The organism is Streptomyces sp. NPDC002785 (assembly GCF_040295565.1).
Lineage (GTDB): Bacteria > Actinomycetota > Actinomycetes > Streptomycetales > Streptomycetaceae > Streptomyces.
In genome coordinates this window covers 18,020-29,916 of the sequence record NZ_JBEOVN010000031.1, presented here as the reverse complement: position 1 = coordinate 29,916, position 11,897 = coordinate 18,020, and the positions used below count along the sequence as shown (strand labels likewise).

General features: G+C 70.7%; 10 protein-coding genes. 6 read left to right on the top strand and 4 right to left on the bottom strand.

What is annotated here, in order from left to right:
- Positions 1-14: 14 nt before the first annotated feature.
- Positions 15-1,619: an alpha/beta hydrolase gene (locus ABTZ94_RS11035; RefSeq protein WP_351199720.1), complete on the bottom strand. Its 1,605-nt coding sequence runs from the start codon at positions 1,617-1,619 to the stop codon at positions 15-17.
- A gap of 409 nt (positions 1,620-2,028) precedes the next feature.
- Here ABTZ94_RS11035 and ABTZ94_RS11030 point away from each other — a divergent pair, with 409 nt between their 5' ends.
- Both ABTZ94_RS11030 and ABTZ94_RS11025 read left to right on the top strand, forming a co-directional pair.
- On the top strand, positions 2,029-2,472 hold the full coding sequence (locus ABTZ94_RS11030) for an SRPBCC family protein (RefSeq protein ID WP_351199718.1): 444 nt from the start codon (positions 2,029-2,031) through the stop codon (positions 2,470-2,472).
- Between the two features lie 186 nt (positions 2,473-2,658).
- A complete protein-coding gene (locus ABTZ94_RS11025) occupies positions 2,659-5,112 on the top strand; it encodes an MFS transporter (protein ID WP_351199716.1) in 2,454 nt (817 codons plus the stop codon).
- A 303-nt stretch (positions 5,113-5,415) separates the two neighbouring features.
- On the opposite strand, the gene ABTZ94_RS11020 is transcribed toward ABTZ94_RS11025, so the two are convergent.
- The 3 genes from ABTZ94_RS11020 to ABTZ94_RS11010 are packed head-to-tail and all read right to left on the bottom strand — an operon-like array spanning position 5,416 to position 8,110.
- The gene (locus ABTZ94_RS11020) at positions 5,416-5,913 is read right to left on the bottom strand and encodes a hypothetical protein (RefSeq protein WP_351199714.1); all 498 of its coding nucleotides are present in this window, start codon (positions 5,911-5,913) and stop codon (positions 5,416-5,418) included.
- A complete protein-coding gene (locus ABTZ94_RS11015; protein WP_351199712.1) occupies positions 5,910-7,421 on the bottom strand; it encodes an ATP-binding protein in 1,512 nt (503 codons plus the stop codon). The genes ABTZ94_RS11020 and ABTZ94_RS11015 overlap by 4 nt, the downstream gene beginning before the upstream one ends.
- Entirely contained in the window at positions 7,418-8,110 is a 693-nt protein-coding gene (locus ABTZ94_RS11010; RefSeq protein ID WP_351199710.1) for a response regulator, read from the bottom strand. The genes ABTZ94_RS11015 and ABTZ94_RS11010 overlap by 4 nt, the downstream gene beginning before the upstream one ends.
- 136 nt (positions 8,111-8,246) lie before the next feature.
- Here ABTZ94_RS11010 and ABTZ94_RS11005 point away from each other — a divergent pair, with 136 nt between their 5' ends.
- From ABTZ94_RS11005 to ABTZ94_RS10990, 4 genes are read left to right on the top strand one after another with little or no spacing between them, the layout of a single operon-like run.
- Positions 8,247-8,900 (top strand): hypothetical protein, encoded by a 654-nt coding sequence (locus ABTZ94_RS11005; protein WP_351199708.1) that lies wholly within the window; start codon positions 8,247-8,249, stop codon positions 8,898-8,900.
- On the top strand, positions 8,897-9,976 hold the full coding sequence (locus ABTZ94_RS11000) for a peptidoglycan-binding protein (RefSeq protein ID WP_351199706.1): 1,080 nt from the start codon (positions 8,897-8,899) through the stop codon (positions 9,974-9,976). Before ABTZ94_RS11005 ends, ABTZ94_RS11000 begins: the two co-directional genes overlap by 4 nt.
- The gene (locus ABTZ94_RS10995; RefSeq protein ID WP_351199704.1) at positions 9,973-10,692 is read left to right on the top strand and encodes an ABC transporter ATP-binding protein; all 720 of its coding nucleotides are present in this window, start codon (positions 9,973-9,975) and stop codon (positions 10,690-10,692) included. The genes ABTZ94_RS11000 and ABTZ94_RS10995 overlap by 4 nt, the downstream gene beginning before the upstream one ends.
- The gene (locus ABTZ94_RS10990) at positions 10,689-11,882 is read left to right on the top strand and encodes an ABC transporter permease (RefSeq protein ID WP_351199702.1); all 1,194 of its coding nucleotides are present in this window, start codon (positions 10,689-10,691) and stop codon (positions 11,880-11,882) included. Before ABTZ94_RS10995 ends, ABTZ94_RS10990 begins: the two co-directional genes overlap by 4 nt.
- Positions 11,883-11,897 lie beyond the last annotated feature (15 nt).

Sequence of the window (11,897 nt, the reverse complement as noted above, 5' to 3'; positions counted from 1 at the left end):
GGGTTCGTGGGCCGTCAGCCGCGGAAGCCGAGCAGGCCGTGCAGGGTACTGCCCCTGGTGCCGGAATCCTTTCCCCGGGCCGACTTCGCCGCCGCTCTGCCGGCCAGTGGCTTCGGGTCGGGGGACTTGGCGCAGACGGCGTCCGCGTCGGCCCGGCTGCCATTGCCGCGTGGGACGGTGCCCTTGTCGAGATAGTCCGCCAGATAGGTGTCCAGGCAGTCGTTGCCACTCAGTGTGACGCCGTGATTGCCGCCACCCTGCTCGACCACCAGGCTGGAGCCGCGCAGCTTGCGGTGCAGGGTGACTCCGCCCTCGTACGGCGTGGCCGCGTCCTCGGTGGCCTGGAAGAGCAGTGCCGGCGGCAGGCTGTCGTTGGAGACCTGTACCGGGTTCAGCGGCTCCACCGGCCAGTCGGCGCACGGGGCGTTGTACCAGGTGTTGTTCCAGGTGGAGAAGCGTGCCTTGCCGTGCACCTTCCAGCTGTCGTTGCGCCAGGTGTTCCACTGGCGGGGCCACTGGGTGTCGCGGCACTGCACGGCCGCGTAGACCGAGTACCCGTTGTCGGCCTTCGCGTCGACCGCGCCGAACCTCTTGTACGCCTTCACGAGCGCGTCCTGGTCGTGGTCGTTCACATACGCCGCGAACGCATCGGCCAGATAGGGCCAGTAGCCGTCGTAGTAGCCGCCGGGCATGAAGGTGTCCTCCAGCTCGCTCGCCCCGACCTTCCCGCCCGCGGGGCTCGCCTTGACGGCGGCACGCATCGCGTACCAGGCATCCTCGACCTTCGCCGGGTCGCTGCCGAGCCGGTACGTGGTGTCATGTTTCGCGACCCAGGCGGCGAACGCCTTGTGGCGGGCGTCGAAGGCGTAGTTCTGGCCGATGTTGTCGTCGTACCAGACACCATCCGGGTCGACGTTCGAGTCGAGCACCAGGCGCCGCACCCGCTCCGGGAACAGCTTGGCGTACACCGCGCCGAGGTAGGTCCCGTACGAGTACCCGAAGTAGTTGAGCTCCTGGGAACCGGTTGCCTGCCGGATCACATCGAGGTCCTTCGCGGCGCTGACCGTGTCCATGTAGGGCAGCAGATCCGGGTACTTCTCGCCACATGCCTGCGCGAACGTGCGGGCCCGGTTGCGGTTGGCCTCCTCGGCCGTGAGCGAGTCCGGCACCGAATCGGGGCGCAGCGGGTCGAAGTACTTCGGTACGCAGTCCAGCGCGGGCTCGCTCGCGCCGACGCCGCGCGGGTCGAACCCGATCACGTCGTACTGCGCGGCAACCGACTTCGGCAGCGAGGACGCCACGAAGCCGGCCATCGACAGGCCGCTGCCCCCGGGGCCGCCCGGATTGACGAGCAGGGGACCCTGGAAGGTCTTCGAGGTGTGCGGAATCCGGGACAGGGCGAGGGTGATCTGCCGACCCGACGGATCGTCATGATTGAGCGGTGTGCTGACCGATGAGCACTGCAGACTCGGGTACGACTTGGTGCCGCAGCCGGTCCATCTGAGCTCAGCTGTGGTGGGCTGCGCACCGGTGTCGGCGGTCGCCGGGGACGGGGCGGCGGTCACCAGACCGGCGACCGTCACACTGACGGCGAACAGAATTCCTGGACGTTTCGTCATATGGCCTCCCTTGGTGGGGGAAAGACGGCTGCACGTGGCGCAGCCCCCGCCGCATGCTCCCCACATTTGGACCAGGAAGGACATGTTCTATTGAGAGTTGACCCATTTGCCTGCGTCGGATGTGCCGGGCCCTTCCGGCTCGGATCCGCCGGGTCGGTGCAGGGTCAGCCGGGTGGGTTCGGGGTCGTCGAGCGGTGACCGCTGCTCCTGGCTTACGGGGAGCCGGCGGCCGAGCCGCGGTGCGAGGGGCGATGCCGAACTCGGTCGCCGGCTCGTGGACGTAACAGAAAATAGAACACTTGTTCCTTTAATCGTTTTCTCCCCTTCGTCCCGGCCCGGATTTTGAGCGGCGTCCCGGAGGTGGTTGGCTCAGTACACCCCCGAACAACCGAGTGCTGGAGGAACAGCCATGGCGCAGGTCGAGGCCACGACAGAGCGAGTCATCGCGGCGAACGCGGAGACGGTGTTCGACGCGCTGGCCGACTACAGGGAGGTCCGGAGCAAGGTGCTGCCCGGACACTTCAGTGAGTACGAGGTGCGCGAGGGCGGTGACGGTGAGGGCACCCTCGTCCACTGGAAGCTCCAGGCCACCAGTAAGCGGGTGCGCGACTGTCTGCTGGAGGTCACCGAGCCCACCGACGGCCGGCTTGTGGAGAAGGACCGCAACTCCTCGATGGTCACCACCTGGACCGTCACTCCGGCCGGTGAGGGCAAGTCGAAGACGGTCGTGTCGACCGTCTGGAACGGGGCCGGCGGCATCCGTGGATTCTTCGAGAAGACCTTTGCGCCCAAGGGACTTGGGCGGATCTACGACGAGCTGCTGCAGAACCTCGCCGCCGAGGTCGAGAAGTAGCTCCACGCCCTCTTGACCGGCCTCACCGGTTCGGGTGGTTTTCTCGGCCCGTCGGTTGTGCGCCGTAGTGGCTCTCACCGGGGGCTAAGCCCTCCGAGTGCGCCGTCAGCGCCCCCCGTTGCGTTTGCCCTCCCTTGTCGCGCCTGCGAGAAATGGGCGGCGCAGATGCGACGAGGGGAGCGGCACGTGGTGGGTGGGATCACTCTGTTGGAGGACGAGCCGAGCGGTGGGGGGACCACCGAGGCGGCGACCACGCCGCCCTCGCCGCTCCCTGTCGCGAAAAAGGCGGAAGAAGCCGCAGCTGTCGCGCCTTCCGCCGTACCGGAGACCACCCCCCGCCACATCCGGCTGGTCTTCCTCGGGCTGATGCTCACGCTTCTGCTTGCGGCGCTCGACCAGATGATCGTCGCCACCGCACTGCCGAAGATCGTCGGTGAGCTGCACGGTCTGGAGAAGATGTCCTGGGCCGTCACCGCGTACCTCCTCGCCTCCACCATCGGGCTGCCGGTCTACGGAAAGCTCGGGGACCTCTTCGGCCGCAAGGGCGTCTTCCAGTTCGCGATCGTCGTCTTCGTCATCGGCTCCGCGCTGGCCGGCTGGTCTCGCACCATGGACGAACTGATCGCCTTCCGTGCTGTCCAGGGCATCGGCGGCGGCGGGCTCATGATCGGTGTCCAGGCGATCATTGCGGATGTCGTACCGCCCCGGGAACGCGGCCGGTTCATGGGGCTCATCGGAGCCGCCTTCGGTCTCGCCTCCGTGGCGGGCCCGCTGCTCGGCGGCTTCTTCACCGACCACGCCTCCTGGCGCTGGTGCTTCTACATCAACGTTCCGTTCGGCCTGATCACCCTCGCCGTCATCACCGTCGTACTGAAACTCCCCAGGCCCACCGTCCGGCCCCGTCTCGACATCCTCGGCGCGCTGCTGCTCGCGGCCGCCTCCACCTGCCTGGTGCTGCTGACCAGCTGGGGCGGCACGGAGTACGCCTGGGGATCGCGCACCATCCTGGGGCTCGCGGCCGGAGCCGCCGGAACGGCCCTGCTGTTCCTCGTCGTCGAGCACCGGGCAGCAGAACCGATCATTCCGCTGCGGCTGTTCCGTGACTCGATCTTCAATGTCACCGCACTCGTCGGCGCGGTGGTCGGGGTCGCACTGTTCGGCGCCGCCAGCTATCTGCCGACGTTCCTGCAGATGGTCGACGGCGCCACGGCCACCGAATCCGGGCTGCTGATGCTACCGATGATGGGGGGCATCGTCGCCGCGTCCGTCGTCTCCGGTCAGCTGATCTCCCGTACCGGCCGCTACCGCGTCCATCCGATTCTCGGCAGTGCCGTCTCGGTGGCCGGCATGTGGCTGCTCTCCCGGCTCGAAACCGACACTCCACGCCTCGAATACAGCATCGCGCAGGCTGTGCTCGGCATCGGGATCGGCCTGGTCATGCCGGTACTGGTGCTCGCCGTGCAGAACTCCGTAAAGCCCGCCGACCTCGGCGCCGCCACCAGCGCCAACAACTACTTCCGGCAGATCGGCGGCAGCGTCGGCGCCGCCGTCTTCGGGACGCTCTTCGCGGGCCGCCTCGCGGACGCGCTCGCCGTCCGCCTGCCGTCCGGCGCCGATCTCCCCGACCCCGAGTCCATCACCCCGCAGCTGGTCCATGCCATGGAGCCCGCGCTGCGCGACAGTTACATCCAGGCGTATGCCGACGCGATGCCACGGATCTTCCTCTACCTCGTGCCGGTGCTCGCGCTCGGCCTGTTCTTCGCCTTCTTCCTCAAGGAGAAACCACTGGTGTCCCACCACAGTCCCGAAACCGCCGCCGAGTCCGCACCGATCCCCGCCGCCCGCACCACCGCTGCGGCTCCGCCGCCGCCCGTGTACCTGTCCGGTGTGCCGGTGTGCGGCAGCGTCCAGCACCCCGACGGGACGAAGGTCCCGCGCGCCGCCCTCACTCTCATCGACGTCCAGGGACAGCAGGTCGGACGGGGCGCGAGCGGGGACGACGGGCGATACGCGCTGAGCGTGCCCGGCGCCGGTTCGTACGTCCTCATCGCCGCGGCCGGCGGCCACCAGCCGCAGGCCGTCAGCGTCACCGTGGGCGAACGGCCCGTCGCACTCGATGTGGTGCTCGGCGGTGCGGGACGCCTCGCCGGGACCGTCGTCACCGCCGACGGCCTCCCGGTGCGCGACGCCGCCGTCACCCTCACCGATGTACGCGGCGAAGTGGTCGCTTCCACCCGCAGCGGCCGCGAAGGAGGCTATGTGATCACGGAGCTGGTGGCCGGCGAGTACACCCTCGCCGCCAGCGCCCCCGCGTTCCGGCCCGCCGCGCTGCCGGTGAGCGTACAGGCGGCCAGGGAGACCCGGCAGGACATCGAACTCGCCGGTGGAGCGGTGCTGCGCGGCGTCGTACGGGCGAGCGGCGGCCGGCCCGTCGAGGATGCCAGGGTCACGCTCCTGGACGCGGCGGGCAATGTGGTTGACACGCTGACCACCGGGCCCGACGGCGCATTCCGGTTCGTGGACCTGTCCACCGGTGAGTACACGGTGATCGCGGCCGGGTACCCGCCGGTGGCCACCGTCCTCCAGGTCGCGGGTGGCGGACGGACCGAACGCGACCTCCAACTGGGCCACGAGGACTGACCGCGCCGAGGAACGACGGGCCGGCCGGTGGCGTCACCGGCCGGCCCGGCACCGCAGCGGGGCCGTTTCGTGCGCGGCCGGTTGCGCCGGGCGCATCACCCCCGCCGCAGCCCGACAGGCCCAGGGCCTGTCATCACAGTGATCCCGGGCAGTGGCGGACGTGCCCGATCGGTACGGCTCCTGGGCCACCTCGCACACCTGGTTCCGGCGCTGGGCCAAGGACGGCGCACCGCTGTACGGGGCGGTATGGACGGCGGCGCGACCGCTCACCGGGCACGCCGCCGCGAACTCACCTGCCCCGCCTCACCCTTTGAGGAACTCCGCACACCGGAAGGGACCCAGCGCGACGCCCTCGGACGGTCGCACGGTGACCTCGACGTCGTCGGCCCTGACCTTCGGGTCAAGTACGGACTGAGCGCGTGCCAGCGTGCACACCAGCTGCCCCGTGCCCAGATCGTGCCCCGTTCCCCCATAGGGGCCGTCGACGCGCAACGTGACACGGGTGCCTGCCCCGGTGGCCCCGTACCCGCCGAGCCGGACGAGCGAGGTCAGGCCGTCGCGCTGGTAGGCGCGCGACGGGTCCTGGGCGAGCAGCTTCAGCGCCCCGTTGAGGTCGTTGACCTCCTTGTCGGGCACGGGCACTCCGCGCAACCCGTCGGCGGACGCGTAGTACAGCCGTATCCCGCGCGTCAGCCCGGACGCGGGCTCGCCCGCGCCTATCACTCCGGTCGGCTGGACGCCGCAACCCATGAGGGCGATCATCCCCAGCGCGGCGACCACGCCCTGCTGCCGGAACTTCATTCCGTGCCCTCCCCCGTACGTCGCAGGGGCAGCCGCAGAGTGAACACCGCGCCGCCCCGCGGTCCGTCGGCCGCGTCGACCGTGCCGCCGTGCAGCCGTGCGTTCTCCAGCGCGATCGCCGTGCCGAGGCCGCTGCCCTGTCCGCTGTCGTCGGCCGCGCCACGCGAGCGGGCCGCGTCCGCCTTGTAGAACCGGTCGAAGACCCGCTCGAGAGCCCCCGGCGGCAGCCCGGGACCGTGGTCGGCGACCTCCAGCGTCACCCACTCCCCGTCCGCCTCGCGGGCCGTCTTGAGGGTCACGGTGACCGGAGGGGCTCCGTGCCGCAGCGCGTTGCCCACCAGGTTCGCGACGATCACGTCGACGCGGCGCCGGTCGACCACCGCCCGTACGCCGTCGGGGAGGTGCGTCCGCACCCGGTCCGTCCAGCCGCGCAGCGCCAGCGACGCCCGTACGGTGTCGGCGAGGTCCGTCTCGGCCGCGTTCAGCCGTACCGCCTTGGCGTCGAAGCGGGAGATCTCCATCAGGTCCTCGACCAGCCGGGACAGCCGTGCCGTCTCCGCGCCGACGGTACGGGCCGCCCGCGCCGCGTCCGGCGGCAACTGGTCGGCGTCCTCCTCCAGAACGGTCGCCACCATCGTCATCGCCGCGAGGGGCGTGCGCAGTTCGTGCGACACGTCCGCCACGAAGCGGCGTGCCTTCGCCTCCTGCTCGCGCAGTTCCGCGTCGGAAGCCTGGAGCGCGTCGGCGGACTCGTTGAACGTCCGTGCCAGGTCGGCGAGTTCGTCGTGTCCGGTGACGGCGACCCGGCTGCCGAGGTCTCCGGCCGCGAGCTCGCGGGTGGCCCGGCCCAGCTTCCGTACCGGACGAAGGACCGTCCCCGCGGCCAGCAGCGCCAGGACGGCGGCCAGCAGCACCACCGGCACGATGCCCGCCCGTACGGAGTCCAGCAGGGCGGCGGCGTCGTCGCGCTCGGCCCGTAGGTCGGTGATCGCGAAGACCTCCAGGCCGGAGGTGCGGCGGTCCCCGTCGGCATACGTCACGGGCATGCCGACGGCCAGATAGGGCTCCCCCCGCCACTGCACCCGCTGGAACATGGCGTCGCCGCCGGTCGCGACGGCGGTGCGCAGCTCGACGGTGATCCGGCCCTCCGTCTCGGCGAGCGGGGCGGAGACCGCGACGAGGTCGTGGTAGCGGGCGACCACGATGCGGGCGCCGATGCCGTCCGAGACCTTTGCCGCGAACCGGGACAGCGACTGGTGGTCGGGCGGTACGTCGAAGTCGGCGGCGACCACGGCGACCCGCTCCCGGAGGTCGTTCACGGCGGAGTTCTGGGTGCGCTGGAGGACGGCGGTGCGGGCGTCCCGGTAGGCGAGGGCGGTCGCGGTCACCGCGCTGATGAGGGCGACGACGACGACGGTGACGACGAGCCGGGTGCGCAGCCCGCCGACGAGCCGCCAGGAGCGCTTCTGCGAGGCGGCGCCGCGCCCGTCCTTGTCCGTACGGTTCACAGCGGTCCGAAGCGGTAGCCGAAGCCCCGCACCGTCTGTACGTACCGCGGCTTGGCCGGTATGTCCTCGATCTTGGCCCGCAGCCGGCCGACCGCCGCGTCCACCAGCCTGGAGTCGCCCAGGAAGTTGTGGTCCCAGACGCATTCGAGGAGGTGCTCACGGCTGAGGACACGGCCGGGAGAGGCTGACAGCTCCAGCAGCAGCCGCAGTTCGGTGGGCGGCAGCGGGACCGGGGTGCCGTTCCTGGTGACGGTCAGTCCGGCGCGGTCGATCACCAGCCCGGCGAGATCGGCGTCCGGACCCTGTCGTGCGGACGGCTCCGCACGGCGCAGGGCGGCCCGGATGCGCGCCTCCAGGACGGGCGCCGTGACCGGCTTGACGACGTAGTCGTCGGCGCCCGCCTCCAAGCCGGTCACGATGTCCGAGTCGTCGCCGCGCGCGGTCAGCATGATGACCGGCAGGGTCGCCGAGCGGGCGCGGATGCGGCGGCACACCTCGAAGCCGTCCATGCCGGGCAGCATCAGGTCCAGTACGGCCAGTTCGATCCGCGCGCCCCGCTCGCCGGCCAGCAGGGCAAGGGCCTGCTCGCCGGTGGCGGCGGTATCCACGCCGTACCCGTGACGGCGCAGCACGAGCTCCATTCCGTCCCGTACGGACGCGTCGTCCTCGATGAGCAGTACATGCGGCATGGGGCCGATTATGGGCACATGGGACCGCCTCCGCCTACTCCGCACAGGGGGTGGACGCGCAGGTCGGGGGGCATTGTTACGTTCCCATCATGTGGCCATGGACGGGCCATCATCTGCGGCGGCGAACGTGAAGCGCATGAGTTTCCTCTGGACGAACCCCCGCGCCGCCGCCCGGCTGCGCATGGCCACCCTCGTGGCCGTGCCCGTACTCGCCTTCTCCGTCGCCTGCGGCGGCGGTGACGACAGCGCCGGCGGAGCGAAGAAGAACGACGCGATCGCCGACGTACCGGACGCTCCGGCCGGGAGCGCGGCAAAGGGCGAGAACAAGCCGAGCACCCAGCCCGCGGGCAAGAGCGAGTTCTACGACGCCCAGATGAAGTACGTCCAGTGCATGCGGGCCAAGGGCGGCTACAAGGACTTCCCCGACCCCAAGCTCAGCGGGCACCTGGACTGGACGAAGATCGACGAGATCGGCTCCCAGCCCGGCCGCAACGAGGGCATCAAGGGTGGCAAGAACGGTGTCTGCGCCACCGAGTTGCAGGCAGCCATGGCGGCCGAGCCCAAGCGCGACCAGCAGAAGGACTACGAGTCGATGCTCGCGCACGCCAAGTGCATGCGGGACAACGGCGTCTCCAAGTTCACCAACCCGACCATGAACGGCGGCAACGCCCAGCCGGGCGGCGACCCGAACCCGGCATCCCCGTCCATCGACACGAAGTCACCGTCGTACAAGCAGGCCCGCGAGGCGTGCAAGTCGAAGCTGCTCGATGGTCTGGACGGCATGCAGTGAAGCGCCGCACCGCCTGCCTCGCGCTCGGCGCGGTGACCGTCGCCGCCGCCGCCGTCACCGGGGGAGTCCTGTTCCTCGGCGACGGCGGCGACGCGGGCGCCCCCGGGAGAGACGGCAACCTGCCGCCCGCCACCGCGACCGTCGTACGCACCGACCTCGTGCAGTCCAAGACGGTCGACGGCACGCTCGACTTCGCGCAGCGCCGCGCCGTCAAGTCCGCCGTCGAGGGCACCGTCACGATGGCCGCATCCGAAGGGAAGACGCTGACCATGGGGCAGGCACTGTACGAGCTGAACGACAAGCCCGTCACCCTCCTCTACGGCCCGGTCCCGATGTTCCGCGAGATGAAGGCGGGCGACCGGGGCAGCGACGTGCTCCAGCTGGAGCGCAATCTGCGCGACCTGGGGTACGGAGCGAATCTCTACGTCGACGCGCGGTACGACGAGAACACCGAGGCCGCCGTCAAGCAGTGGCAGAAGTCACTGAACCGTGAGACCACCGGCAAGGTCGGCAAGGGCGATGTCGTCTTCCAGCCCGACCGGGTTAAGGTCGTCACCGCGGACGCGGCGCTCGCCGACCAGGTCGGCCCGGACACGTCCGTACTGACGGTCGCCTCCACCAAGCCGGTCGTCCGCGCGCAGCTCGACCAGGGCGACGGCGCGCTCACCTCCCGGGGCACCAAGGTCGAGGTCACCCTGCCGAGCGGGAAGACGGCGACCGGCAAGGTGGCCCGGACGGTGCGCCCCGAGGCGTCCGCCGGGGAGAGCGATGCCGCGCAGAACGGCATCACCGTCGAGGTCGTCCTGGACGGCGGGGTGAGCGCCGCGTCCGGCGAGGACACCAAGGCATCGGCGAGCGTGAAGTTCGTCAGCGAGGCGCGCAAAAGAGTCCTCGCGGTCCCTGTCGAGGCGGTCGTCGCCCTGCGCGGCGAGAACGGCGGCTACGGCCTCCAGGTCGTGACGGGCACCACCTCGAAGATGGTGCGGGTGGAGACGGGCATGACCGCCGACGGGCAGATCGAGGTCAGCGGCCCGGACGTGCGCGAGGGCCTGAAGGTCGGAGTGGCGAAGTCATGACGCCCGCCCCGGTGATCGAACTGCGGGACGCCACCAAGTCCTACCCCGGAGGCGTCCACGCCCTGCGCGGAGTGAACCTCACCGTCGAAGAGGGCGAACTGCTCGCCGTCGTCGGCCCGTCCGGCTCCGGCAAGTCCACGATGCTCAACGTCATGGGCACCCTCGACAAGCCCACCACGGGCACCGTCCGGGTCGCCGGGTACGACGTGTCCGCACTCTCCGACTCCCGGCTCTCCGCACTGCGTGCCCGCCATATCGGCTTCGTGTTCCAGCACTTCCATCTGGCAGCGGGGCGCGACGCGGTGGACAACGTCGCCGACGGGCTGCTGTACGCGGGCGTACCGCTGAGGCAACGGCGGGCGCGGGCGCGGGAAGCGCTCGCCCAGGTGCGACTGGACCACCGCTACTCGCACACGCCGAACGAGCTGTCCGGCGGCGAGAAGCAGCGCGTGGCCATCGCCCGTGCCCTGGTGGGAGACCCCCGGCTGCTGCTGGCGGACGAACCGACCGGGGCGCTGGATACCGCGTCCGGCGAGATCGTCATGGAACTGCTGCACGAGCTGAACGCGTCCGGCACCACCATCTGCGTGATCACCCACGACAACGAGATCGCGGACTCGCTGCCGCGCCGGGTCCGCTTCAGGGACGGCGAGATCGTCTCGGACTCGCGATCCGGCGCGCGCACCGACTCCCGTACGGAAGAGGCCGGTTCATGAGGAACGACCTCAAGCCCTCCCGCCTCTCCCCCCGCGACATCCTCCGCGTCGGTGCGGTCGGCCTTCGCGCGCGACGCGCGCGCGTGGTGCTCTCGGCGCTCGGTATCGCCATCGGCATCGCGACCATGGTCGCGGTCGTCGGCCTGTCCGAGTCGAGCCGCGCGGACCTGATGGCCCGGCTCGACCGCCTCGGCACCAACCTCCTCACCGCCGAGGCGGGCAAGGACGCCATGGGACAGGAGATCAAACTCCCCAAGAACGCGGTCGCGATGGTCGAGCGCGTCGGCCCGGTTCAGCACGCCACGGCCACCGCCAATGTCGACGCCCGGATCCGCCGCAGCGACGTCGTCCCCGAGGAACGCACCGCCGGCGTCACTACGCAGGCGGCCCGCCTCGACCTGCTGTCCGCACTCGGCGGCGAGGTCGACAAAGGCGCCTGGCTCGACCCGGCCGGTGAACGCCTCCCGACCACGGTCCTCGGTGCGGTGGCGGCCGAGCGTCTGGGCATCACCCGCACCGGCGAGACGATCATGATGAACGACACCCGCGTGGTCGTCGTCGGCATACTCAAGCCGCTCGAGCTGGTCCCCAACCTGGACCGGGTGGCCATGGTCGGATTCCCCGCCGCCGAACGCTACTTCGGCTTCGACGGCCACCCCACCACCATCTTCGAGCGTTCCACGGACGCCTCGGTGGAGGACGTGCGGGCGGTTCTGGCCCGTACCATCAGCCCGGGCGACGCGGCGGGCGTCAAGGTCTCGCGCCCTTCGGACGCACTGGCCGCCAAGGCCGCCACCGACGAGGGCCTGACGACCCTGATGCTCGGCCTGGGCGCGGTGGCCCTTCTGGTCGGCGGGGTGGGCGTCGCCAACACCATGGTCATCTCCGTCCTGGAACGCCGCCAGGAGATCGGCCTGCGCCGCTCACTGGGCGCGACCCGCAACGCGATCCGGCTCCAGTTCCTGACCGAGTCGCTGCTGCTGTCGGCGCTGGGCGGGGCAACGGGCGCGCTGCTGGGCGCGGCGGCGACGTACGGCTTCGCGCGGGTCCAGGGGTGGACGGCGGTGGTTCCGCCCTGGTCGTTGGCGGGCGGCCTGGCCGCCACCCTCCTGATCGGCGTGGCCGCGGGCCTCTACCCGGCGATCCGCGCCTCCCGTCTCCACCCGACGGTGGCTCTCAACGCGACGTGAGGCGGCGGCGTACGG